The sequence below is a fragment of the Palleniella muris genome, from assembly GCF_004792655.1.
Classification (GTDB): domain Bacteria; phylum Bacteroidota; class Bacteroidia; order Bacteroidales; family Bacteroidaceae; genus Prevotella; species Prevotella muris_A.
The window spans coordinates 1-26,738 of record NZ_SRZC01000024.1; the positions used below are offsets into that span (position 1 = coordinate 1).

Below are 26,738 nucleotides of genomic sequence, written 5' to 3' on the forward strand. Positions count from 1 at the left end.
CAGCGCACGAAAGGGGAGTGGTACACAGCCGTTCCGCCATTGGTGCGTCAGGGCACCGGACTGACACCTGCCGATTGGTTTGGCAGGACAATGCTTGACAATATGGCTGCCGATGAGGAACTTGGTGTTGTCATGGTAGCAGTCGGTGGCTGCAAGATAGAGCATCTTGCCAAGGACTATGACCCTTCCACTGTTGTCAATGAGGCAGACTGGTTCCGCTCCTATATGGCTCAGTATGACAACAAACCCTATGACTGCCTTATCGAGTGCGCGAAGAAAGCGCAGCGTGACGGCGTTATAAAGGGCATCCTTCTGCATCAGGGCTGCTCCAACAACGGTGACCAGCAATGGCCTGCAAAGGTAAAGAAAATCTACGAAGACATCCTTAAGGACTTAAGTCTCAACGCTGCAGATGTGCCGTTGATAGCCGGTGAGTTGGCAAGGACGGAAATGGGTGGCGTTTGTGGCGGCATGAACACAGTTATTAACCGTTTGCCGGAGACTGTCCCTACTGCACATGTCGTTTCTTCAAAGAATCTTGAGCAGAAAGGCGACGGACTGCACTTTACTCCTCATGCTTACCGCGTGCTTGGCACACGATATGCAACGGAAATGCTCAGCATTATGGGCGTTAAAGACCCGGTAATAAACTACAAGGACGAGAAGCCGGAAGAGCCGGAATTGCCGGCAGGAGTGCTTGTCGATAAGACAGGCAATGAAGTTGCTTTGAATGGTTGGGCAACAACAAACGGCTCGTTCTCAGCTACAGCAGAGCAGTGCAAGGACATGAAGGTAGGTGACATCATCACTGTCTATGCAAAGCAGGACCCTTCAAGTTCTAATACGTATCCCGGATTTACAGCTTTTGCCAACACAGACGGGTGGCCGGCATTGTCAGGAAGCTACAGTGTGGCAAAGATTGACGACTATCGTGCTTTCAACATCGGTATCACATCTTTTGACATAGATAATATAAAGAAAGGTGGTATCTTCTTCAATGGTGACGGCGTTGTCTTCCAAAAGATGACGTGGACTGCCGATGAGAGTGGCAAAGACTTCTCTGATGCCCTTTGGCTTGGCAGCACGAAGCTCAATTGGACAGACACTTCCATCAATATACGCAAGGAGGTTTTCGCCAACGCTAAGGCAGGGCAGTGGTTTGAGATTGTCCTTACACAGTTCCTTACAACTGACCCTGACCCTGACGGAAATATCCTTTGCGGAGGATGGGGCGGCATCATGGTTTCCAACTGGGAAAAGTCTCAGGGCACCACTCCTTATGGTTTCAACTTCAAGAAAGGTGAGGCAATCTATTTCCGGCTTACGGCAGAGATGGCAGAGAAACTGAAGGAAAATGGTGCTATCATCCAAGGCTCAACGTATACTGCAAAGGCTGTCTATCTCCGCGACACAGAGCCGGATTATTCAGGAACAGGCATCACATCCGTAGGCACAGAGAACACAGCAAAGAACTCTGCTGTATATAATCTTGGCGGTCAGCGTGTTGCTGACAATGCAAAGGGCATTCTCATCAAGAACGGCAAGAAAATCATTAGGTAGTTTGCCTCACTTAAGTAACTGTTGAAATGAAATAATCTACAATAGCTACTTATAGAATATAAATATCCATTAAGCTGTGGCGGAGCCACAATCCTTTGAAGGAAATCAATTTGAACAAACAACAATAAAAATTATGTTACGCAAGGCAATTATGACACTGGTTGCGGGAGTGATGGCATTGGCAGCTTCCGCACAGAACCCGAAATTCCACATCTATCTATGCATAGGTCAGTCGAACATGGAAGGCAATGCCCAGATAGAGCCTGTCGACAGGAATGGAGTTCCGGAACGGTTCCGGATGATGGCGGCTGCGGATTTTAGCTATCCACAGCGCACGAAAGGGGAGTGGTACACAGCCGTTCCGCCATTGGTGCGTCAGGGCACGGGTCTGACCCCTGTTGACTGGTTTGGCAGGACAATGCTTGACAATATGCCGGCAGATGAGACACTCGGCGTTGTCATGGTGGCTGTCGGCGGCTGCAAGATAGAGCATCTTGACAAGGACTATGACCCTGCAACCGTCACAAAGGAAGCAGACTGGTTCCGCGGGTTCATGTCCCAATACGACAACAAGCCTTATGACCGCCTTATCGAGTGTGCGAAGAAAGCACAGTGTGACGGCGTGATAAAAGGAATCCTTCTGCATCAGGGCTGCTCCAACACAGGCGATCCGCAGTGGCCCGCCAAAGTCAAGAAGGTTTATGAGGACATACTGAAGGATTTGGGGCTTAAAGCCAAGAACGTGCCGTTGATAGCCGGCGAGGTTGTGACAACGGAAATGGGTGGTGTGTGTGGCTCAATGAACTCCATCATTGACTGTCTGCCGGAAACTGTGCCTACCGCTACTGTCGTCTCCTCAAAGAATCTTGAGCAGAAAGGTGACGGTCTGCATTTCACCCCTCATGCTTACCGTGTGCTCGGATGCCGCTATGCCGTGGCGATGCTTGACAGAATGGGCATAAAGAATCCTGTCGTGAACTATTCGGAAGAGAAGCCTTTTGTCCCGGAGCCAAAGCCGGGAAAGGATGACCTCGTGCTCTCTTTCTCACAGTTCAACCCCTCCATTTGGGAGACCGGCACCTTTGACGCCGCCACAAACACCTTCACCGCCGGGAAATACGGCTTCGGCGGATGGGAGTTCGACAAGCCTCTCGACCTCTCCGGCTACAGATACATTGTCGCAGAACTCCAAGAGCCGCAGACAGCGGGAACAATGTTGCGCATCTCTGACACAAAGGATTTTTGGGCACAGTCCTACAGCCGTGAGTTCGGGAATGGCAAACTGATTGTCGCTGAGCTTGACGGCATGATGAAACCTGTTGTTGCCGATGGCAAGCAGACCGGCATTGAGGCTCTGAACACAGCACGCATCTTCCGCATAGGTTTCAAAAGCGACGGAGGCAAGCCTGTCAGAATCAAGCAGGTTTTTGCGACAAACACCGACCCATACTCCGTTGGGCGTTAGTGGCAATGCCGTCGGCAGCCGAGGACAGTCATGTACTGTAAAGCGGCAGCCGACGGCATTGTTTGTCATTATAGGCACAAGAGGGAAAGCTGCAACAATACAACAGAGGAAACCATAAAGTGCCGCAATCCGATTAAGGAGCGCACCATTGACGAAAAAAAGGGGGGGGTAAAAAGGATTTTTTAACATTAATGTTTGGTGTTTTGTAAGAAAAATGTTACTTTTGCAGTTGTTAATAGAGATGACTATGAAGAACCGGACTATAACACTACCTGTAAAAGTGCTTTTTCAAAAACTATATTTTGCGTTGTTGGCTGCAATGACGCTCCTCTGCGCTGTTCCTGCTGCCGGACAGACAGGACGCTTTTTTGGTGGAGGCGACTCCAAACTGTCCACGGCAATGGTCAACCATGTCATGCAGGACAAGCGGGGCTTTATATGGATATCCACGAGCAACGGACTGAACATATATAATGGCTATGACTTCCGCATACTGAAAGCTGACGGCAGTGACGGCAGCCTGCTCTCCAACCAGGTCAATTGCGTCAACCAGATGCCCAATGGGCGCATATATGTGGGAACAAGCCGCGGACTGCAGTATATAAAGGATGGAAAGTTTGTGAACGCCGCTTATACCACGGGGGAACCTGTCTCCAAATACATCACACAGCTTTTTCTCGCCAAGGACGGCACACTCTATGGCGGAGTCTCAGACGCCCATGGTGTGTTCCGCATCGGCAATGACGGGAAAGTCTCACGGCTTTTCGCCTCTGTGCGTGGCATCGCCAGCGTGAAAGCCTTCGCTGAGGACAATGGCGGGCGGTTGTGGATGGTCACCGAAGCCAATGAAATCTACGCTGCAAAGGGTGGGAAGGTGCAACGCTATCTTATGGCAGGAGGCGGTTCTACAGCACTCTCGTATATTCTCGTTGCAAAGAATGGCGATATATATGTGAGCACTTTGGGCAACGGCATCTATCGTATGACGCCACGGGAGAAGGTCTTCCGCAGTGTCGGTTGCACGGCGCAGATTGGTGTTAACACATTGATGGAGGGCTCGGACGGCAGCATCATCATGGGCACAGATGGCAGGGGAGTGGTGAAATACAACCCTTTGTCGGATGCCATAGAGATTTCGAAGGCATATAACAAGGACGTTGACCTTCATCTTGCGAAGATCAAGTCTATGATTCTTGACAGTGAGGGAAACTTCTGGTGCGCCATGTACCAGAAAGGTGTGTATATGCACCGCAAGGAGGCTGCTCCTTTCCGCTACCAAGGGCAGTGCAACGGTCCATACAACACTATCGGTGACGCTGCCGTCGCTGCCGTTTGCATCACGAGAGACTCACATATCTGGGTGTCGACTGACGGTGGAGGAATCTACGAACTCGACCATTCCGGCGCACTTTTGAAGCATTTCGACAATAAGTTGGTGCCTCCTGCCGTCCTTTCCATGACAGAAGATGAGGCGGGACGACTGTGGGTGGCGTCCTATGTCCGCGGTGCCGGATGGATAGACCGTACCACCGGAACCTACCATCAGTTGCCATGCACGATGGGCAGGGGACATTCCGTCTTTGATATACTCTTGGACGGCAAGGGGAAACTTTGGATAGGAACGCTTGGTGACGGACTGAAATGCTTTGACATGAAAACACAGAAGGTCAGGGAATTCCGCACTGTGGAGGGCAACGGCGAGACATTGTGCAACAACTATGTCAAGAGGTTGTGCCTTTCCTCTGACGGCAGACACCTTTATGTTGGCACCGCGTCGGGACTCTCCTGCATGGACCTCTTGTCGGAGCGGTGGGTAAGGACTGTCGGGACAGACTCGATGTTCGTAGCAGATGAAATATTTGACATCGCTAAAGACAAACTTGGGAGAATCTGGGTGTGTACAGAAAACGGTGTGCACATACTCTCAAAGGACAACAGTGTCCGCTTCCTCTCCTCCAGTGACAACCTCGCTGACAACAATGCCGCCTCCATACAGTTTGACAGAAGCGGCAGGGCATGGGTAAGCACGCTTCATGGCATGAGTTGCATAACGCCCGGCACCTGGAACATAGAGAACTACTATGCCGGTGACGGACTTCTTGGCGATGAATTCAGCAAGCGTGTAAGCTGTTCATGGAACAATATTCTCTGTTTCGGAGGAATACACGGCATCGTATGGTTCAATCCTGCCGACATCAAGCGCAAGAAAGTAAAGCCCGATGTGTTCATAAGCGCATTCTCCCTTGGCGACAAGATAATCTCTCCCGGTGACAAGTCCGGCAGCTATGTCATAACAAAAAAGATGGCATCCCAGTCAGAGAGCTTCGACCTCAACTATGACGACAACAGTTTCACCATATCCCTCTCCACACTGATGTACGACAATCCGGAAGGAATGGTGTTCCTTTACAAGATAAACGACAACAAATGGGAATGCCTGCCACGAGGGGAGAACTCCGTGGAACTGCGTAATTTCCAGCCCGGAACCTACCGTTTCCAAATCCGTGCCGAGAACAACGGCACGCTTTCCGATATCAAGGAGTTCACGGTAAGAGTCCACCCGGTGTGGTATTTCTCTACCACGGCGAAGGTGTGCTACGCCATTTTCGTCTTTGCCTTGGCAATCTTCTACATTCGCATGCTGCAACGCCGCCACAAGAACGAGCTGCGCCTGCAGGAACATATCCATGCTGAGGAACTGACAGAGCAGAAACTCAAGTTCTTCATAAACCTCGGTCATGACATCCGCACCCCTATGACGCTCATCGTCTCCCCACTGGAGCAGCTGATAAAGCAGGAGAACGACGCCTACAAGCACAACATGCTGGTGACAATCCGCAGGAATGTCGACCGCATACTCGGGCTTGTCAACCAGATGATGGACCTCCGAAAGATCGACAAAGGAATGATGGTCATGCGCTTCCGCGAGACGGACATGGTGGCTTTGGTGAAGGATGTGATGGGCTTTTTCGAGCAGCACGCCAAGGTGAAGGACATCTCCGTGAAGTTCGAGAGCGACGCCGACATGATTCCGGTGTGGGTTGACCGCAAGCATTTTGACACTGTTCTGATGAACATCGTGTCCAATGCGTTCAAGTACACGAAGACAGGAGGTAACATTGCCGTCCATGTGGAGCATGACGACAAGGAGTGCCGCATCAGCGTTTGGGATGACGGCGAGAAGATTCCGGAGGCAGAGATGGACAAAATCTTTGAGCGTTTCTATCAGGTGGCGTCCGATTCCAACGGCAGCAAGGCGGGCACCGGCATCGGACTTGATGTCGCACGTGCCATTGTAGAGCAGCACGAAGGCAGGATTACGGCGCATAACAATGTGGACAGTGAGGGCTGCACGTTTGTCATTACAATCCCTATGGGTTGCACGCATATAAAGCCTGAAGACATCATCCAAGAGGAAATGACCGAAGAAAAAATCACCCTCCCCTATAAGGAAATACCTGAGTCTCAAGAAATAACAGAGAAACCGCAGCCAAATGCCGCATCCTCCGACAAATTGCCGACGATAGTCATCGCCGAGGATGACGATGAGATACGCCGGTTCTTGACGCAGGAACTTGGCGACGGCTACAACATCATCGGGTGCGACAATGGCAAGGAAGCCCTCACACTGGTGAAGAGGAAAGACCCGCAGCTGTTGATCACCGACGTGATGATGCCTGAAATGGACGGCACGGAGCTGTGCGCCGCCATTAAGGGTGATGCCAATTTGCGCCATATCCCGGTCATCATGCTCACAGCAAAGACGCGTGACGAGGACAAGGTCACAGGACTTTCCACAGGTGTCGATGCTTATCTTACGAAGCCGTTCAACCTTGATGTGCTAAGGAACACTATCATCAATCTCCTCAACACGCGGAAGGTGCTGCAGACAAAGTTCAACACAGACATCAGCGAGAAGAAGATTGACGACGTGAAGATGCAGTCTGCCGATGAACAGCTTATGGAACGAGTGGTCAAAGTCATCAATGCCAATCTGACAAACGACAGCATGAGCGTGGAAGGTCTCGCCGCCGAGGTAGGTCTCAGCCGTGTGCATCTGTACCGAAAGATGAAGGAACAGACAGGACAGAGCCCGCAGGAGTTCATCCGCAACATCCGCCTGAAGAAGGCTGCACACCTGCTGGCGCAGAAGAACTGCAACATCACCACCGTCATGTATGCCTGCGGATTCGGCAACGCCACCTCTTTCTCCACAATGTTCAAGAAGGTGTATGGCATTTCTCCGCGCCAGTATATGCTTGAACATCAGGAGAAATAATCTCCTCATCGGGTGGCAGTCTGCATATCCGTGTGTCATGTCTGCATATTCTGTGTGTCATGTCTGCATGGTGATTGGTAATCAGCGCAAAATCCAATGGTGACACTTGACATTGCAAAAGGTATCATTTCACTGCATCAACGGTAACCTTTCGTATTGCGAAAGGTTACCGTTTGTTTTTATGCTCTAAGTCGTTTGTTTTGAGGTGGTTGGCAATTTGTTTTTATTACTGTCCGGTAAAAAAATATGCCAATCAACAAAGCCGTTGTGTATTAGCATATTATAAGGTTGTTCTTCAAACCGGACTTGCCTTTGGAACCGCGTTAGCGGTGACAATAAAGTAGCCGTGGGTAGCACCCACGGATTGTAAGACAAGACCACACAACCGACCGATTTATCGGTCGAATAAATAGGAATGCTGCATACAATATTCGACCGATAAATCGGTCGTGCACAGAGTGTTACAACGTTCTGTGGGTTGCTACCCACGGCTACTATATTAAACCGCTGACGCGGTTTCCGCATAGAGATAGATGAGAAAAGAATGTACGCAATTAACAATACATTGTATTTTACTGGGCAGTAATAATTTGTTTTTACAATGACTGATCGTTTGTTTTTCGATAATTGATTGTACATTTCGGGTTTCGCCACACTTTGCAGCAAGATTCAATCGGCTGCACATTATGATATGCCTTTTCGGGCATGGCAATTCCTCCTTTTGCAGCATTGTGGAAAGCGTGGAAATAATAGTGTCAGTTTTACATTTTTAACATGAATTGTTTGTTTTATAGACTTTGTTTCATGCCTTTTTATGCTACGTTTATATAAAAACAATGATACCGCATGTAACAAATATCTTGCAGAAAGCGCGTGTTTTAAGGCTTTTGCGCAAAATGTAACATGCGGCAATGTATGTGTAACATAGCATAAGGGCTCTTCCTTAAATATTGTATAAATTTGTGCCCATAAAACCTAACGGGGATTTCCAACACATCATTGGAACTAAATTTTATTCGATAAAACTATTTAACTTTAACAAACAACAAACAGATGAAAAATGCAAAAGAAATTCTTGCTTTTACAAGCGGCAGAAGTCGGTTACTTGCAAGAGCAGCTTTCACGATGATGCTCATCTGCACGGCATTGGTTGTGCAGGCTCAGGGCATCAAGGTGAACGGTCATGTTGTTGATGTCAAAGGCGAAGGTTTGATTGGCGCGACAGTGGCAGTCAAAGAGCAGCCGACGACAGCGACAGTGACAGACTTCGACGGTAATTTCTCTCTTTCTGTTCCCAGTGACAAATCTGTCCTGGTAGTCTCTTACGTCGGTATGAAGACAAAAGAGGTGAAAGTGGCAAAAGGGGGGGGTAAACCTCTGGAAATTACACTTGAGGACGACGTCAACATGCTTGAGGAAGCAGTTGTCGTAGGTTTCGGACAGCAGAAGAAAGCATCGGTTGTGGGTGCCATCACCCAGACTACGGGCAAAGTCCTGGAGCGTGCAGGTGGCGTTGCCGACATCGGTGCGGCACTGACAGGTAACCTTCCTGGCGTGGTGACAACACAGTCATCAGGCATGCCGGGTGAAGAAGAGCCGCAGATTGTCATCCGTGGCGGAACATCATGGAACAACAACTCCCCACTTGTCCTTGTCGACGGTGTTGAGCGTCCTATGAGTTCTGTGGACATCAGCTCTGTGGCCTCCATCTCTGTCTTGAAGGATGCTTCCGCAACAGCCGTTTACGGTGTCAAGGGCGCCAATGGTGTAATCCTTGTGACAACAAAGCGTGGTGAGGAAGGCCGTGCAAGAATTACTGCCACAGCGCAGGCAACGATGAAGATTGTCTCAAAGCTCCCTAACAAATATGATGCATACGATGCCATGATGCGCCGTAACACAGCCATCGGCAACGAGCTTAACGCTACTCCTGACTCATGGACGGACATTCTCCCGCAGAGCTATATCAACCATTTCCGTGGTCAGAGCACTCTGGAGGAGTACGAGCGTTATCCTAACGTTGACTGGCAGGACGCTCTCTTCAAGAGTACAGCCATGGCCTACAATGCCAACGTAAATGTCAGCGGTGGCACAAAGTTTGTCAAGTACTTTGCCAGTGTCGACTTCCATAACGAGGGCGACCTTTTCCGTGTCTATCCTAACAACCGCGGCTACGACGGCGGTTACTCCTACAACCGCCTTAACGTACGAAGCAACCTTGACTTCAACATCACCAAGACCACTGTCTTCAAGGTCAACCTTGCAGGAAGCACAGGCATGCAGAAGACACCGTATAATAACACAAACGCAAACAGTTCCTCTGACTGGAGCGTTGCGCAGCAGTGGGCAGGTGCGTACAATATAGCTCCGGACGTGTTCCTTCCTGTCTACAGTGACGGTGGCTGGGGCTATTACCCGTTGGCTACGAATGTTTCCAACTCTGCGGAAATCATTTCTGTCGGCGGTGTGAACAAGAATACAATCACACGTATCAACACCGACTTCACCATTGACCAGAAACTTGACTTCATCACAAAGGGCTTGAGCGCAAACGCCATGATTTCCTGGGATAATAACTTCAAGGAGTGGAAGCGTGGTGTCAACGACATGAACAATGACGCGCAGCACACTTGGGTCGACCCGGTAACAGGTATCCTGCAGCATAAGTCTTCTTATGAGCAAAGCAACAAATTTGATTTCGTACAGCCTGTGACATGGGCTACTGAAGGCGGTGAGGTGCAGAATTGGAGCACCCTTCGCAAACTGAGATATCAGGCACAGCTGAACTATGCACGCAAATTCGGACAGCATGACGTTACAGCGATGGGAGTGTTTGCACGTGACGAGTATGCCACCGGCAGCGAGATAGCCCGCCGCCGTGAGGACTGGGCTTTCCGTGTGACCTACAACTTCGGCGGACGCTATTTTGCGGAGTACAATGGTGCTTATAACGGTTCAGAGAAATTCTCAAGCGACTACCGCTTTGCATTCTTCAACTCCGGAGCTGTCGGCTATACTGTCTCAGAAGAGAAGTTCTGGCAGCCGCTGAAGAAATACGTTGACATGCTGAAGTTCCGCGTCAGCTATGGTGAAATCGGTGACGACAGCTATGACGGACGCTGGATGTACATGAACCAGTGGGAATATCTCAGCGACAAGGCTACGTCTTTGGATGTCACACGTGGCGAAAGCCCTTATCATTTCTATAGGGAAAAATCTGTCGGAAACCCTGACATCCACTGGGAGACAGTGAAGAAATGGAACTACGGTGTCGACTTCTCTTTCCTCGAGGGACTTGTCAGAGGCAGTGTGGACATCTTCAAGGACAAGCGTGACGATGTCATCATCGGTGGTGCGCAACGTGCTGTCCCTGTCTATTTCGGAGCCACTCCTGTTCCGGCAAACCTTGGCTCCGTGGAGTCAAAGGGCTACGAGATAGCATTGCGGTTCAACAAGGTGTTCCCTAACAGCATGCGCCTTTGGGCAGATGCCAACATGACTCACGCCAGGAACAAGATTCTTGTTTATGACGATGCTGCAATGCTACAGGCACACCGCAAAAATGCGGGATATGCCATCGGGCAGACAAAGACATATCTTGACAAGGGATTCATCACCACTTACGATGAACTTATCGGTGCTCCAAAGTTTGATACCAGCAACGACCAGCGCCTGCCGGGTGACTATTACATCGTTGACTTTAACGGTGACGGCGTGGTGGACCTTAACGACCAGGCTCCTTACGGTTACACCGGTTCTCCCGAGAACACTTACAACCTCACGCTTGGTTTCGACTATAAGGGTTTCAGCTGCTTCGTGCAGTTCTATGGTGTGACAAACGTGACACGTGATGTTACCCTGACAGATTTTGGAGGAAAGATGAACGTTGCGTTCGACCAGGGCACATGGTGGTCGGCTGCAGAAGCGACAACGGCTGATGTCCCTGCTTCACGTTGGACAAACAACATGCAGGGATATGCACGTGGCACACGCTACCTATACGACGGCAGCTTCATCCGACTTAAGAATGCAGAAATAGCATACACATTCAGCCAGAAGTGGGTCAAGAACCTCGGACTTGACGGTCTCCGCGTGTATCTTAACGGTAATAATCTCTGGATGTGGTCACGTCTGCCTGACGACCGTGAGAGCAACTACTCAGGATGGGGCTCACAGGGTGCTTACCCTATGGTCAAGCGTGTCAACTTGGGCATGCGTGTGAATTTCTAATACATATATAATAATAGAAAGAAAGCATATATATGAAAAAGAATATCTTTTATGCGATAATATTCGGAATGACGCTGACCTTCGGCTCCTGTACCGACTATTTGGAGAAGGACGAGCAGGCAACGCTTGACCCTGCCATATCCTTCAAGAACTTCAACAACTTCCAGGGATTCATTGAGGAAATTTACAACACAATGCCTGACAAGGAGAAGCACAACTACTGTGTTTCATTCAACTGGGGCGATGACGAAATCATGAACGCCGGTCTTGGTGACGGTCTTGTGACACGTTATTTCGACAACGGAGACTATCGCAACTGGTACTCCAACAACCAGTCTTTCCTCTGGGACGGCGACAGGTTTGACCCGACGGTTACCGGCGATGTCGACCATCGTGGAAGACATCCTCTGTGGCAGGGTGCATGGTACTGCATACGCAAGGCCAACCTCGGACTTGATAATCTTGACAAACTTGTGGGCAGTCAGGAGGAGAAGGACATCATTGCCGGACAGCTCTATTTCTTCCGTGCATGGTGGTATGAGGAACTGATGCAGTTCTTTGGCGGACTGCCATACATAGAGAAGCCGCTCGGGCCATTGGAGATGATGCGCTATCCGAGACTTTCTTTCCAAGAGTGCGCAGACAAATGTGCAGCAGACTTCCGTAAGGCAGCCGACCTCCTTCCTAATGACTGGGATAAGACAATCGTAGGACAGAAGACTCTCGGAAAGAACGGCTTGCGTCTGACAAAGGCTACTGCACTGGGTTATCTCGGCAAAGTCCTGCTGTGGGCATCATCACCACTGATGGAGAACGGTGCGTCAACTGACGGTGCACATACTTATGATTACAACAAGGAGTATGCACAGCGTGCGGCAGATGCTCTTGGAGAAGTTCTGGCACTGATTGAAAGCGGACAGACTCCTTATGCTTTGGCAAAGTTTGACTACTCCAATGTCTATAATCACGAGCGTACATCCGGAGCTCCGTCATGCTATACGGACATCTTCTATACAGTGAACCAGAACTGGCAGGTTCCGGGCTCTACCGAGGCAATGCTCAGAAACCCTTCTATGTCGCCTAATACGTCAAACTGGAACTTCTCCAAGACATGGGGCACGAAGGTTAACAACGTTGTGGCTCACGATAAGGTCATTCATCTTCCGACGGCAAACTATATAAACTATGCTTACGGAATGGCAAACGGACTGCCTCTTGATGACCCTGATGCCAAGTTCGACGAGACTCAGCCGTTCAAGGACCGTGACCCGCGCTTCTATCATGACATCATCTTCGACGGATTCAAGTATATCAGTTCCTCTGTGCCGGCAACAGATGTGCGCAAGGAAGAGGAATACTGCAACCTGCACACCGGTGGATCCACACGTGACATAGCCCTTGGCAGCCGTACCGGATACTATTGCCAGAAACTTGTCCCTCACCAGTGCAATGAGTTTGACGACTATTATGGCTGGGGACACAGTCTCCACTGTAACCTCCCGTATATGCGCGTGGCAGACCTGTACCTGATGTATGCAGAGGCATGTGCTGCCGTTGGTGGAGCAAAGACAAAATCAGATAAGTTCGCAAAGACTGCGGAGGAGGCCATCAATGTGCTTCGTGACCGCGTGGGTGTAGGACATGTCAATGAAAAGTACACAGCCGATCCAAGGATGTTCATGGATGAGGTTCGCCGCGAACGTGCTTGTGAGCTTGCCTTTGAGGGATTCCGCTGGAATGACCTGCAGCGTTGGCTCTTGCTTACCGTTGCGCCATACAACACGAAAACTTCACAGGAATTTTACCGTAACGGCACTGACAGAGCATGGTTTGAGGCGAATGACCCGCGTGATGCTACTGTGACAGGATGGAGAGAGGAGACCATACTCACCCGCCGGTACAGTATTAAGCATTATTGGCTGCCGTTGCCGGAGTCTGTTGTCAATATCTATGAGGAATTCGGACAGAATGAGGGATGGTAACACATTAATGGCAGATGATAAATGAAAAAAGTAGCCCGAAAGGCTTGACGAATCATTAATCATAAAAACAAAACAACAATGAAACATATACATACAAAATATCTGGGTTCCACCCGACCTTTTCTCGCCATGGCAGAGCCGAAAAAGGTTTCGCTCTGCTCATTTGGCTTAGCGAAAACGTTCCTCTGCGCAATGCTTGCCGCATCGCCGGTACTGACCAACGCACAGAACGGCGAAGAGGCTGCCACTGCCGATGCTGACGGCAATAAGGTGCATGTGGCTTTCCGCGAGGTGGAAAAGGACGACCTGCTTGGCGGCGTGTCGGTGGTAGATGTAAAGGAACTGACAAAGAAGAACTTCACCACTTACAGCATGGACAACATGCAGGGATACGTCAGTGGCTGGAACGGTGCCTCGTTGTGGGGATACAGTGACGCGCTGATTCTTGTCGACGGTGTGCCACGCAGTGCCAACAATGTGAAGACTGACGAGATTGAAACCATCACGTTCATGAAAGGTGCCCAGGCTGTTGTGCTCTATGGCTCCAAAGGTGCGAATGGCGTGGTGCTTATCACCACAAAGCGCGGACAGCGCGGTGACATGCGTGTCAGTGTGAGGGCAAACACAGGATGGGATGTGGCAAAGAGCTTCCCTGAATATCTCAGCGCAGCAGAGTACATGACCTATTACAATCAGGCACGTAAGAATGACGGTCTTGGTGACCTTTACACTCCGACTGACATCTATAATCATGGCAGCGGTCTCAATCCTTACCGCTATCCGGATGTGAATTTCTATTCCAGCGAATATATCGGCAAGGTTAGGAACACTACCAACGCCACTGCTGAGATTGAGGGAGGCGGAAAGTTTGCGACATATTATGCAAACATTGGTTATGAACGTTCCGGCGACTACTTCAAGTTCGGAGAGGCTGCGGACAATTTCGCACAGCGTCTGAATGTACGCGGCAATGTGGACATGCGTCTCAATGATGACATCTCTGCTTATGTGAACACAACAGCATCGTTCTATGACTCACGCTCTGCAAATGGAGGCAACTATTGGGAGGCAGCTGCTTCTTTCCGCCCTAACCGTGTGGCTCCGCTCATTCCTATGAGCTTGATTGACCCTAACGCAGCTTCCGTGTGGGAAATGCTCGGCTCTTCCGAGAATATCTTCAATGGCTGTTTCCTCGGCGGTACCCAGAATGACATGACAAACGTGTTCGGAGGGTATTACGCTGCCGGCAATGCGAAGTATACAAGCCGTAACTTCACATTTGATGTCGGTTTGGATTTCAGTCTTGACAAAGTGCTGAAAGGATTGTCTTTCCATACAATGTTTGCAGTGGATTACGCCACATCGTACACCACATCGTATAACAATAACTATGCGACATATTCACCGATATGGAGCAGCTATGGTGGCAAGGAGGTGATTGTCGGACTTGAAAAGTATGGTCTTGACGAGAGGACTGCCAAACAGAACATCAGTGGTTCTGCTGATACACAGACAATCAACTTCAATGCTCATTTTGACTATGCACGCACATTCGGCGGTGTGCATAACGTGAGCGCCATGCTGCTTGCAAACGGATATCAGCAGACTGTTTCAGGACAGTACCACCGTACAAGTAATGCCAATCTTGGTCTGAATCTGTCTTACGACTATGCCAAGAAATATTTCGCGACATTCGGTATGGCAGCAATCCATTCTGCAAAGCTTGCCGAGGGGCATCGTGAGGCTTTGTCACCCTCAATGACATTGGGGTGGAACATTGCGAAGGAGAAATTCATGGAGGGCAGCATTTTCAACGACCTTATGCTCAGTGCCAGCCTTAGCCAGTTGAACACTGACCTCGGCATTGATGAGTACTACATGTATTCCGGTTCTTACACACAGAACAACAGTGCATGGTGGGGATGGCGCGACGGCATCAGCCTTAATCCGGCAATAGTCAACCGTGGTGCTAACGAGAACCTCACATTCCTGAAACGTAAGGAGTTCTCCGTGAATCTTCGTGCGGCAATGTTTGACAACAGGCTCACTGCTGACCTCTCCTGGTTCACAAGTACACTCAATGGCAAGGTTATCAGACCTACAAACATGTACCCTAACTACATGTTCACATACTGGCTGGACGCATCGTTCATTCCATATATCAACTATGACAATGACAAACGTAACGGTTTTGACATTTCAGTGAATTATAAGGAGAAGTTTGGCGAGGTTGAATTCATGGCTGGAGCTAATTTCACATACTATAATACAGAGGCTACAAAGCGTGACGACTCTTCTTTTTCGGATGCTTACCAGTACCGTGAGGGCAAGCCGTTGGATGCTATCTGGGGATATGAGTGCATCGGCTACTTCACAAGCCCGTTGGATGTGCTTGACTCTCCTTCACAGGCAGCATTGAGTGGAAATGTAAAGAAGGGTGACCTTAAGTACAAGGACCAGAATGATGACGGAATCATTGACAGCAAAGACCAGATTTTCCTCGGCAAGGGCGGATGGTACGGCTCTCCTTATACTATAGGTGTCAACTTGTCTGCCAAATGGAAAGGGTTCACACTGTTTGTCCTCGCAACAGGCGGATGGGGCGCCAAAGGTGTAAAGAACAGCTCTTACTACTGGATTGCTGGTGAGAACAAATATTCGGAGGTTGTCCGCGGAGCTTGGACAGAAGAGACAGCGGCAACAGCCACTTATCCTCGTCTGACAACTGGCGACGGCTCTAACAACAACACAACGTCAACATATTGGCTTTACAGCACAGACGCACTGCATTTGTCAAAAGTCCAGCTGACCTACGATTTTGCAAGCAATCTGTTCCAGAATACATGGATTAAGGGTATCTCCGCATATGTCAGCGGCAGCAACTTGCTGACCATTGCTCCTGAGCGCAAGATACTTGAGATGAAGGTCGGCTCTGCACCACAGACCAGATTCTACAACATGGGTGTGAAGATGACATTCTAAGAGAAAATCATAATAGAATCAACTATAAATTGTAATTCGCAATGAAGATAAGAAATATAATCATAGCAGCACTGCTGCTACCTGGCCTGACAGCTTGCGACGACCTTTTTGATCCTGCTATAGAAAATCAGCGTGACATTGATGCAATGTATCAAGAGCCGACTTTTGCACAGGGTGTTATTGCAAATGCATACATGCTCCTGCCTTACAGCGGTACTCCTGGTTCGGACATGGCGACGGATGATGCTGTAAGCAATGTGACGACAAACTCCTTTAGCCGTATGGCGACAGGTTCATGGGCGTCAAACAATGACCCGTTGTCACAATGGCAGAGCCGTTACAGTGCAATACAGTACTGCAACATCATGATTGAGAATGCGGACAAAGTGAAATGGGCGGACTCCGAGTCATTGAGAATCATGTTCCGTGACCATTTCCTTGGCGAGAGCTATGGACTGCGTGCACTGAACATGTACTATCTGCTCCGTGCTCATTCCGGATACACTGCCGGCGGTACACTGATGGGTGTGCAGATTCATCCGGTATATCAGGATGCAAACACAGACTTTAACATAGCACGCGCACCGTTTAGTGATTGTGTGAAAGCCATAGTTGAAGATTGTGACAGAGCTTTGGAACTTCTTCAGTATGAGGACCAGGACATAAAAAGCAATAGCCAGGTGCCGGCAAAATATGCTGCCATCGGTGCTGACATGGGAGAATACAACCGTGCTTTCGGCAGTCACCTTGCCGGAAAGGTCAACGGCAAAATCGTTGAGGCTATCCGTGCACAGGTTCTGCTGCTTGCTGCCAGCCCTGCTTACAGTCAGCAGTCCGGTTATACTTACGAGGATGCTGCCAAGGCAGCTGCGACAGTACTGAACCATATTGATGGCGTGTCAGGGATGTCTGACAACGGATGGACATGGTACGACAATATACAGGAGATGAATGCCCTGAAGCGTGAACAAGACCCGAAGGAAATTATCTGGCGTGGTCCGAAAGGCGAAAGCAATGATATAGAGAAAGAAAACTATGCACCATCGCTTTATGGCAACGGTCTCGTGAACCCTACCCAGAATCTTGTTGATGCTTTCCCGATGAAGAATGGCTATCCTATCAATGACGCAGCTAACAGAGGCGGCTATGACCAGGCGAATCCTTATGAAGGACGTGACCCGCGTTTCGCAGCTTATATCATTTATAATGGTGTGAAGGAGTACGGTGCCGAGAAGAAGGAAATCATCACAGGTACTTACGGTCAAAACAGTGACGTTGTGAACAAGGAGAACGGAAAGTCAACACGTACAGGCTACTATCTCCGTAAGATGCTTCGTTCTGACGTGAACCTTAACCCTTCAAATTCAACAAAGGTGTACCACTATGACGCACGTATCCGCTATACAGAGTTGTTCCTTGCATTTGCAGAGGCTGCCAACGAGGCTTATGGTCCTATGGACACGCGCCATGGCTACTCGGCTTATGACGTAGTGAAGGCTCTGCGCAAGCGTGCTGGTATCGGTTTGGACAATGGCGACGCTTATCTTGAAGAGTGCAAGAACGACCAAATCAAGATGAGAGAGCTTATCCGCAACGAGCGCCGTCTGGAGCTTTGCTTCGAGAATCAGCGCTTCTATGACCTTCGCCGTTGGGATGTTCCTTTCAGCAAGCTTAACGAAACAGCACGTGGCATGGAGGTGCGCAAGGCTAATGAGCAACTGCAGTATGTTGTCCTTCCTTCTGTGGAAGAACGCAAATACAAGGAGTATATGTACTTTGGTCCGATTCCTTATTCTGAGATTCGTAAATGGAACGCTCTAGAACAGAATAAGGGCTGGGAATAAGTTGTGGTAAATGAAAAATCTCTAATAGAAAAAAATGTTTATGAAAAAGAATATTTTATATATGGGACTTGCCTCACTGATGCTTTCGCTTGCTGCTTGTGAGAACGGTGACCAGAAATTTTCGGACTATGAGGGCGGCACTTCGGTATATTTCGCAGAACAGTATCCTGTGCGAACCCTTATCCTTGGATATGACGAGGGCGGACTCAATGATATGGACAATCAGCATAAATGCCAGATTATCTCTACAATGGGTGGCTCATACAATGGCGGAGACATCAAGGTGAACGTCACTGTCGACGAGAATCTTTGTGACAAACTTTATTTCGAGGATGGCGTTACTCCGGTGAAGCCAATGCCGCAGAGCTACTACTCACTGTCAACAAATACTCTTGACTACGGCGGTTCGTTTATGGGACGTGTGAATGTCCAGTTCACAGACGAATTCTTTGCCGACCCGGCGGCTTTGACAGCATCATACGTGATACCTTTGCGCATGACCGAACAGGTTGGTGCTAATCGCATTCTTGCCGGAACTCCGTTCGTGGAAGGCTCCACACCGGTACGCACAGATGTTTCCGCATGGAAAGTCCTGCCGCAGGACTATGTGCTCTACTGCGTGAAATACATCAATCCTTACCATGCTTATTGGCTTCGTCGCGGTAAAGACTTCATTAAGGAGAACGGTACGACTAAAACCAACATCCGCCATAAGGAAAATGTGGAGAAGGATGAGGTCTATGCCACAATGACAAAGTCTCTTAATAGTGTGACTTGCCCTGTTGAGGTGAAACTCTCTGACGGTACAATCCATAAATGTGAGTTGTTGCTTACATTCAGTGATGACAAGAAGTGTACAATCTCTTCCAACACACAGGGTGTGACTGCAACCGGTAATGGTGAGTATAAGGACAAGGCAGAGATAAAGGCATGGGGCAATAAAGACCGCGACGGACTGTATCTGAACTATACTGTGGATTTCGGCAGTGTACAGGTTGCAACAGAGGACACTCTTGTATGGCAGCGTCGTGGCAGTGGTGTCGGCACATTCTCCCCGGTTTATAAAAAATAAGAAACTCTGAAAACGTATGAAAAAGATACATGTATTATATGCACTGGCAGCAATGACAATGATGTCATGTGCAGACGATAAATATGAGGTGTTCTCAACCGCAAACCCAAACAAGGGTGAAGCGTATGAGTATCTCAACGGTTATGACCATCTGAAGACATACGTGGACCGCGTAAAATACCCCAACTTCAAGTTGGCGGGCGCAGTCCCAGCTTCAGAGTTCAACCAGAAACAACAGGTCTATGCTCTTGGTGTCTCCAACTTCGATGAGGTAGTGACAGGCAATGCCTTCAAATATGCATCAGTGGTGAACGATAAGGGTGTAATGAATTTCTCTACAGTAAAAGACTTCACCGACAATGCTGTCGGTGCAGGTCTTCTCCCTTACGGACATACTCTCGTATGGCATTCACAGCAGAATATCAAGTACCTTACAGGGCTTATGGCTGATAAGGAACTGGAAGTTGATCCTGGTGCAGGAATCGATATAGAGGATTATTATTTGGATTATTCTGCATTGTCAAAGTTCCCGTTCTATGTTATGGAATATGAGCCGGAGTTTTCTGACGGAGTGATGCATACTGCAAACCCAGGCTCTTGGTATCAGTATTTTGCCGGTGACAACATTCCGACAACGGAAGGTCGTGAATATACAGTCACAGTAATGGCAAAGGCATCTGAGGATATCTCCATGAATGTTAATTTCGGAAATTGGAGCTCAGCTAATAGCGGGACTCTGAATATCGGAACAAAATGGGCAGAGTATTCTGTGAAGATTGTTGCTCCTGTGACAAGCTGTTTTGTTGTGTTCCAGCCGGGAACGTCACCTGCAAGTGTTGATTACAAGTGGATTAAGGTTACTCATAAGGAGGCAGAATCAATAACAATCCCTGTAGAAATCTTCTCTACAGATTTCTCTGACGGCAAGCCTCTCGGAGGTTGGGGTGCAGGACTTTCACTTTCTGTGGACAATGGTGTGTTCATAATCGATAACCCAACCGCAGCAGCAGATTGGGAGAAGCAGGTTAACTGTGAGACAGGGTATGTTTACGAGAATGGCAATACCTATTTCCTCAAGATGCGAATCAAGGGCTCTAAGGACGGCTCTTTTAATGCCGTTCTGCAGAATCCTGACGGCTACAAAGGATGTGGTAATTTCCAGCCTGTCAAATTGACGACCGACTGGCAGGATGTCACTGTCCGCGCAACATGTAATGGCGAAGGTGCTACACGTTTGCTTTTTAGTGTCGGTGCTTATGACGGCAAGATTTATATTGATGACTATACTGTCTATTACGAGAAGTCAGCCAACTCAATCCCTCTCACTCCTGAGGAGAAGAAGGAAGTCATTACAGGAGCTATGGACGAATGGATTAAGGGTATGATGAATGCCACAGAAGGCAGGGTTAAGGCATGGGATCTCGTCAACGAGCCTATCGGAGGTGCCAGTGATGATGGTGAGGGCAATTATGCTTTGCAGCATGCTGACAATCCAGACGACAACGGTGTGAAGGGTGACAATTTCTATTGGCAGGATATCCTTGGTGACATAGACTTCGTTGTCCTCGCAGAGAAGAAGGCACGCAAGTACTTCGCTGAATCTGGTGGCAACCCTGATGAGTTGAAACTGTTCATCAATGACTACAATCTTGAGTCTTGGTGGGATGGCAACAAGAAAGTGAAGAGTATGGTCAACTGGATAAGGAAATGGGAGGCTGCCGGAGCTAAGATTGACGGTATCGGCACACAGATGCACGTATCGCTCATCCTTGACGAGCAGCAACAGGCTGCGCAGGAGGCTTCCATCGAGAACATGTTCAGGATTCTTGCTGCTTCAGGCAAGCTCATCCGTGTCTCAGAACTTGATATGGGTGTTGTGGAGAAAGCCTTCGGTACGGGTATCAAGACCGAGAACGTCACTGAGGAGCAGCACATGAAGATGGCTGCGTTCTACAAGTGGATTGTACAGAAGTATCTTGAGATAATTCCTGTCGAACAGCAGTGGGGTATCTGCGTATGGGGCTTGACTGACAGCCCTGCCAACTCAGGCTGGCGTCCTGGTGAGCCTATCGGAGCATGGGACCTCAATTACCACCGCAAGCATACTTATGCAGGCTATGCTGACGGTCTGAGCGGAAAATAAATTATCAACACCGCGCCCGCCGCATGAGGCGTGGCGGGTGCGGTGTTGATTCATATTCAAATAATAAAAAAGAGACTGTTGAAAACAGATTCGCTGCAAGCGTGATTTAATATAGAAAATGATTTACAACAGTTATTTATCAAAAAGAACTACTATCAAATGAAAAAAATCTTATATTGCGTTCTTGCTGTATGTCTGGCACTTGTTTCCTGCTCAAAGTATGAGGCAGATTTCATGCAGGGAAGCGTGCCTAAGAATCCGCAGCTTCCTACAGAACCAGAAGTTCCGGAAGTGTCCATTGGTGCACTGCCACAACTGTCTGTAAAGGGGCGGTTCCTTGTTGATGCAGCAGGCAAGACTGTAAACCTTCATGGCTTCACAGATACGTATTCTCCTTATTTTGACGAGTACATGTGGGATAATTATGATGTGAATGCATGTCTCAATTACAAGCAGGACATCTTTGAAGGCATCCTGAATGCTGGCTGGAAACTGAATTTCGTCCGTCTCCACATGGATCCGTATTGGAGCAACATACCGGGACAGCAGAACAAAGGCGAGGCAGACATCTCAGCTTTCAGTATGGAGCGTTTCAAGAAATATTTCGATGAGGTGTTCCTTGCAATGGCAAAGTACTACATCTCCAAAGGCTGCTATGTCGTTATGCGTCCGCCAGGAGTATGCCCTGAAAGAATAGATTTGAACGACTCCTATCATCAGTATCTCAAGCAGGTGTGGGGCTATGTCTCCAACCATGAGTTTGTGAAGAACAACTCTGACATTATGTTTGAGCTTGCCAACGAGCCTGTGAATGTATGCGGTGACCACTGGCAGCCGGCAGCAAACAAGGCTGATGCCACAAAGTTTTTCCAGGAGGTTATCGACGTGATACGTAATAATGGCGCGAAGGCTAATGTAATCTGGGTGCCGGGACAGTGCTGGCAGCAGAACTATCAGGGGTATGTCGCTCATCCTGTCAACGACAATAATTTTGGTTTTGCTGTCCATTGCTATCCTGGATGGTATGGTTCCGACAAAGAGGCTGATACAGGCGAAGGCGGTGGTGTTGCGACAAAGGGCTATGGTGAATTCAAGGCAGGCTGGGACGACCTTGTAGGCTGCGTGGCAAAGACCAATCCTATCATGGTCACAGAGATTGACTGGGCACCGGCACATTATAAGCATACATGGGGCAAAGGCATCACAGGCACTGCCGGAGGCATGGGCTTCGGTGCAAACTTCAAGAAGATTGCTGACGAGTCTGGCAATGTCTCTTGGCTTTACTTCACCACAACATCGGAAGACCTTGCCAACTTCAAGGACGAGCCGGGCACAGAAGGCAACTACACATTCCTGAACGACCCGGAGGCATGCCCATGGGCAATGTACCACTGGTTCAAGGAATATGCAGAGGAATAAACCGTAATTATGAAAGAACCGCGTTAGCGGGCGGTTGTCACGACCAATGGCGCGGCTCTTTCTTTGCAAAGCCAGACACACTATTTCTTATAATGCGGTGTCCCTGTCGGGACTCCCACTTGTATAAAACTTTATTCATTAACTTAAAACTTAACAATGACTTATGAAGAAAACTTTACTTTCAATGGTGGCTCTATTTGCTGCTGTAACAGTTAATGCGCAGGTTGTACTGGTAGACAAGACCGGTGCAGAAGTGGCACTTAATGGCTGGAGTGGAACTGTGGAGACATTCGCTGCTACCGCAGAGCAGTGTAAGGATATGAAGACAGGTGACGTGATTACTGTCGTTGCCAAGCGCGATGCCTCAAACACGACACAAGGCTATCCTCAGTTCACAGGTATTGCGAACACTGAGGGCTGGCCATCAATAATAAGTACACAGTTGCTTGGAATGAATGGCAGCAATCTTGTTGACGAGTTCACGCCGTTTGATTTCTATCTTACGGATTTTGCTGTCGAGAATGCAAAGAAAGGTGGTATCGCTTTCAATGGCGACGGTGCGATCCTTCAGAAGATGACATGGACAGCTGACGAGAGTGGAATAGATTTCACCGGTGCGTTATGGATTGGCAATACGAAGGCAACGTGGGGCGGTGCTGTCTCTGCCGGTAAGGACGCGTTTTCCGATGCAGCAGAAGGCAAATGGTTTGAGCTGGCTATCATACAGGAAGAAGTTGAAGGTGCTTTGCCTGTTCCTAACGGCAATATCCATTGCGGTGGTTGGGGTGGCATTATGGTCTCCAACTATGATAAGGATGCTGTATGTGGCTTTAAATATAAGGAAGGCAAGGCAATCTGGTTCCAGTTGACAGCAGAGATGGCGACAAAACTCAAAGAAAATGGTGTTGTTTGTCAGGGCGACAACTGGACTGGCAAGGCAATGTACATCCGCGACACAGAGCCTAACTTTGGGGGGACAGGCATCACATCCGTGGATGCAGAGAACAGCATGAAGACTTCCGCTGTCTACAACCTCGCCGGTCAGCGTGTTGCAGACAATGCAAAGGGCATTCTCATAAAGAACGGCAAAAAAATCATCAGGTAGTTAGATTATTTAGTCATGCTGTTTGTAATAGTCCTTATAATGCTTTTGCCAATAACAGCATGTCATGAGAGACGCTTCCGTGAGGAAACGTCTCTCTTTGAAACCTAAAGCCGGAGGTTCGCGAGCGACTGCTGCTTGCGGTCTGATAGCTCCTTAATTCAGAATGAAACCAAACTCAATATATATATAAATTATGAATGTAAAACTATTATGTAACGCTCTTTTGGCAGCAGCATTTGCTGTGTCCTTACCGTCGTCTGCTGCTGACGGCAAGGTGCCTACCCAAGGCAAGAAGTATGTTTTCCATAGTACAGGCAATCCTTATCTGCCGTTGTGGGAGCATCTGCCAGACGGTGAGCCAAGAGTGTTTGAAGACCCGGACAATCCGGGAAAGTACCGTGTCTACATCATCGGTTCACATGATGTGCGCTACGACAGCTATTGCGGTCCGGACATCCGTGCATGGTCTGCGCCGGTGGAAGACCTCAGCCAATGGCGTGACGACGGCCCTATTTTCACTTACAATGTTGCCAACCAGTGGGACGTGATGTATGCTCCCGACCTTGTATGCGTGAAGGGAAAGGACGGCAAGAAGACTTACTACCTCTACCCACACTCACGCGGTTGGGGACGTGAGGCGATGGTCTGCAAAGGCGACCGCCCTGACGGGCCGTTCACTCCGCTCAACCTTACCAAGGACGGACTGAAGACTCTTGAAGGCAGCTTCATCGGTTTCGACCCTTCTGTCTATGTGGAGCAGATAGAGGACACAAAAGATCCTGACTATGACAAGGGCTTCCGCGCATACGTTTACTGGGGCTACCAGCGTTCATCCGCTGCACAGCTTGACCAGAACACCATGTGGAGTGTGCGTCCGGGAACAGAGATTATCCCTTATTTCATGCCGGCAGGCACGCCTGACGGTGGCATTCGCGACCCGAAAGGTACTGAGTATCCATGCCTGTTCAAAGGCGAGAATCCTGCTGCATATAACTTTTACGAGGCCTCTTCCATACGTAAGGTGGGTAACAAGTATGTCACCGTGTACAGCGGTTTCTCGGGAGCGGAATATGGCATAGGCATCAGCAATTCCACATTGCGTTATGCTTACGCTGACTCCCCACTCGGTCCGTGGAAGAGCGGTGGTGTGCTTGTGGACTCACGTGCTCCGGTTCTTAACGAGGACGGAACAAAAATCAAAGAAAGCTATGCTGCCCACAACACTCACGGAAGTATCGAGCAGATTAACGGACAATGGTATGTCTTCTACCACCGTCCGCCACGCGGATATATGGGCACACGCCAGTCTGTCGTTGCTCCTATCCATGTTGTCTGCGACCAGAAGCCTGTCTCCAAGGGCGGCAAGGTGGTTATCAAGGCTTTTGACCCATACGTGAAGGGTGGAGTGACCGTAAAGGCGGCCGACGGAAACGAGTACCGTGGTGCGGAGATTACCTCCGAGGGCTTCCATGTCTATGGTATGGATCCTTATCGCTATTACTCAGCGGGCATCGCCTGCTATCTTTCTGACATCTATGTGCAGGGCGACTCATGGGATATATGGAACGACCATGCCCCTGTTGTCAACCTGAAGAACGGCAACATCGTCGGTTACAAGTACTTCGGTTTTGGCGGTCTGCAGACAGACAAACTCGGACTGAAGGCGTTTGAGGGCACAAAGAAGGGCAACAACACTCAGTTCAATCTTTTTGTGACTCCAAAGACTGACAAGGCGTTCAAAATCAGTGTATGGCTTGACGGTCCTTATACCAACAAGGCATGGAAAGGCAAGAAACTCGGCGAAATCAATATTCCTGCCAATGCTGCAAAGAAAGCGACACGCTTCACTCTTGATGTCTCCTCTGTTGTTGACAACCTCGGCAAAAAGCATGGCATCTATCTCGTTGCAGAGGGTGCTGCAGGCACTCCGCTTTGCGACATCGAGGGCCTGGGCTTCAGTTCTGACACAAAGAAGATAGAGATGCCTGTCGTGCCACAGGTGCAGATTTCCGTCAACGGCAAGGCTCTCTGCCTGCCAAACTATCCTGCACGCTCAACCAACCTCAACGGTTATGTCGACGGCAGTGTCTATGAGGTGGCATACAACAGCGCAACACCTCTCCGCGGCATAAAGATTGATGCGAAGGCGGACAGCAAGGATGTCAAGGTGGAGGTTGCTCCTGTCAATATGGAGACACGCAAGGCTGTGGTGAAGTTCACCTACAAGGGTTTGACAAAGAACTATGTTATATCATTCTGATGAGTGACGGTATAAACATTGCTTTCTGTGTTAAAGAAGTCCCGTTATCAGTAATATGATGGCGGGACTTTGGTTATAAACGGTTACTGTCGCTATGTAAAATGCAGTTAGTGCAAGAAGACGTTTCTGCGCGTGTGGCTTATCCGAACTGATATAGCATGAAGATTTGGTATAAAGTATTGATTTATATAATGATATAAATATTATTCTGTGATATTCTCTATATAAGAAGGTGTGAATACTTAAATAATATCAAAATGATAAAAGATGTATTGGTTTTGAAGATATTATGTTTGTAATTCAGGAAAATAAGTTGTATTTTTGCATGGTGAATTAAATATGAGTATTAGAAATTTGAAAAGCATTAAAAGAAAGAATAATTGTGAGTAAGACGAAA

Annotated in this window: 12 protein-coding genes; all 12 read left to right on the plus strand. The window is 48.7% G+C overall.

What is annotated here, in order from left to right; genetic code table 11:
* On the plus strand, nt 1-1,560 hold a 1,560-nt coding region (locus E5358_RS12400; RefSeq protein WP_135940496.1), incomplete at its 5' end, for a sialate O-acetylesterase.
* Nucleotides 1,561-1,693: 133 nt separating this feature from the next.
* Nucleotides 1,694-3,025, plus strand: coding sequence for a sialate O-acetylesterase (locus E5358_RS12405; protein ID WP_135940497.1), 1,332 nt, complete (start codon nt 1,694-1,696; stop codon nt 3,023-3,025).
* A 247-nt stretch (nt 3,026-3,272) separates the two neighbouring features.
* On the plus strand, nt 3,273-7,304 hold the full coding sequence (locus tag E5358_RS12410) for a hybrid sensor histidine kinase/response regulator transcription factor (RefSeq protein WP_277821294.1): 4,032 nt from the start codon (nt 3,273-3,275) through the stop codon (nt 7,302-7,304).
* 1,128 nt (nt 7,305-8,432) lie between these two features.
* Nucleotides 8,433-11,534: a SusC/RagA family TonB-linked outer membrane protein gene (locus E5358_RS12415; RefSeq protein ID WP_135940529.1), complete on the plus strand. Its 3,102-nt coding sequence runs from the start codon at nt 8,433-8,435 to the stop codon at nt 11,532-11,534.
* A 32-nt stretch (nt 11,535-11,566) separates the two neighbouring features.
* Entirely contained in the window at nt 11,567-13,516 is a 1,950-nt protein-coding gene (locus E5358_RS12420; protein ID WP_135940499.1) for a RagB/SusD family nutrient uptake outer membrane protein, read from the plus strand.
* Between the two features lie 192 nt (nt 13,517-13,708).
* Nucleotides 13,709-16,498: a SusC/RagA family TonB-linked outer membrane protein gene (locus tag E5358_RS12425; RefSeq protein ID WP_135940530.1), complete on the plus strand. Its 2,790-nt coding sequence runs from the start codon at nt 13,709-13,711 to the stop codon at nt 16,496-16,498.
* Nucleotides 16,499-16,539: 41 nt separating this feature from the next.
* Nucleotides 16,540-18,342, plus strand: a complete 1,803-nt coding sequence (locus E5358_RS12430; RefSeq protein ID WP_135940500.1) for a RagB/SusD family nutrient uptake outer membrane protein — start codon at nt 16,540-16,542, stop codon at nt 18,340-18,342.
* A gap of 40 nt (nt 18,343-18,382) precedes the next feature.
* Nucleotides 18,383-19,414 carry a DUF5627 domain-containing protein gene (locus E5358_RS12435; RefSeq protein ID WP_338400503.1) on the plus strand — a complete coding sequence of 344 codons (1,032 nt, stop codon included), beginning with the start codon at nt 18,383-18,385 and terminating at the stop codon, nt 19,412-19,414.
* 16 nt (nt 19,415-19,430) lie between these two features.
* Complete coding sequence (locus tag E5358_RS12440) at nt 19,431-21,557, plus strand: endo-1,4-beta-xylanase (protein ID WP_135940501.1); 2,127 nt, start codon at nt 19,431-19,433, stop codon at nt 21,555-21,557.
* A gap of 159 nt (nt 21,558-21,716) precedes the next feature.
* On the plus strand, nt 21,717-22,976 hold the full coding sequence (locus E5358_RS12445; RefSeq protein ID WP_135940502.1) for a glycoside hydrolase family 5 protein: 1,260 nt from the start codon (nt 21,717-21,719) through the stop codon (nt 22,974-22,976).
* 163 nt (nt 22,977-23,139) lie between these two features.
* Nucleotides 23,140-24,081 (plus strand): hypothetical protein, encoded by a 942-nt coding sequence (locus E5358_RS12450; RefSeq protein WP_135940503.1) that lies wholly within the window; start codon nt 23,140-23,142, stop codon nt 24,079-24,081.
* 193 nt (nt 24,082-24,274) lie between these two features.
* Nucleotides 24,275-26,341, plus strand: a complete 2,067-nt coding sequence (locus E5358_RS12455; protein ID WP_135940504.1) for a glycoside hydrolase family protein — start codon at nt 24,275-24,277, stop codon at nt 26,339-26,341.
* Nucleotides 26,342-26,738 lie beyond the last annotated feature (397 nt).

What these genes read in the sequence shown, in the direction of transcription:
- E5358_RS12445 (WP_135940502.1), top strand. Translation starts at nt 21,717, where the DNA reads ATGAAAAAAATCTTATATTGCGTTCTTGCTGTATGTCTGGCACTTGTT.
- E5358_RS12430 (WP_135940500.1), top strand. Translation starts at nt 16,540, where the DNA reads ATGAAGATAAGAAATATAATCATAGCAGCACTGCTGCTACCTGGCCTG.
- E5358_RS12455 (WP_135940504.1), top strand. Translation starts at nt 24,275, where the DNA reads ATGAATGTAAAACTATTATGTAACGCTCTTTTGGCAGCAGCATTTGCT.
- E5358_RS12420 (WP_135940499.1), top strand. Translation starts at nt 11,567, where the DNA reads ATGAAAAAGAATATCTTTTATGCGATAATATTCGGAATGACGCTGACC.
- E5358_RS12410 (WP_277821294.1), top strand. Translation starts at nt 3,273, where the DNA reads ATGAAGAACCGGACTATAACACTACCTGTAAAAGTGCTTTTTCAAAAA.
- E5358_RS12425 (WP_135940530.1), top strand. Translation starts at nt 13,709, where the DNA reads ATGCTTGCCGCATCGCCGGTACTGACCAACGCACAGAACGGCGAAGAG.
- E5358_RS12440 (WP_135940501.1), top strand. Translation starts at nt 19,431, where the DNA reads ATGAAAAAGATACATGTATTATATGCACTGGCAGCAATGACAATGATG.
- E5358_RS12415 (WP_135940529.1), top strand. Translation starts at nt 8,433, where the DNA reads ATGCTCATCTGCACGGCATTGGTTGTGCAGGCTCAGGGCATCAAGGTG.
- E5358_RS12405 (WP_135940497.1), top strand. Translation starts at nt 1,694, where the DNA reads ATGTTACGCAAGGCAATTATGACACTGGTTGCGGGAGTGATGGCATTG.
- E5358_RS12450 (WP_135940503.1), top strand. Translation starts at nt 23,140, where the DNA reads ATGAAGAAAACTTTACTTTCAATGGTGGCTCTATTTGCTGCTGTAACA.
- E5358_RS12435 (WP_338400503.1), top strand. Translation starts at nt 18,383, where the DNA reads ATGAAAAAGAATATTTTATATATGGGACTTGCCTCACTGATGCTTTCG.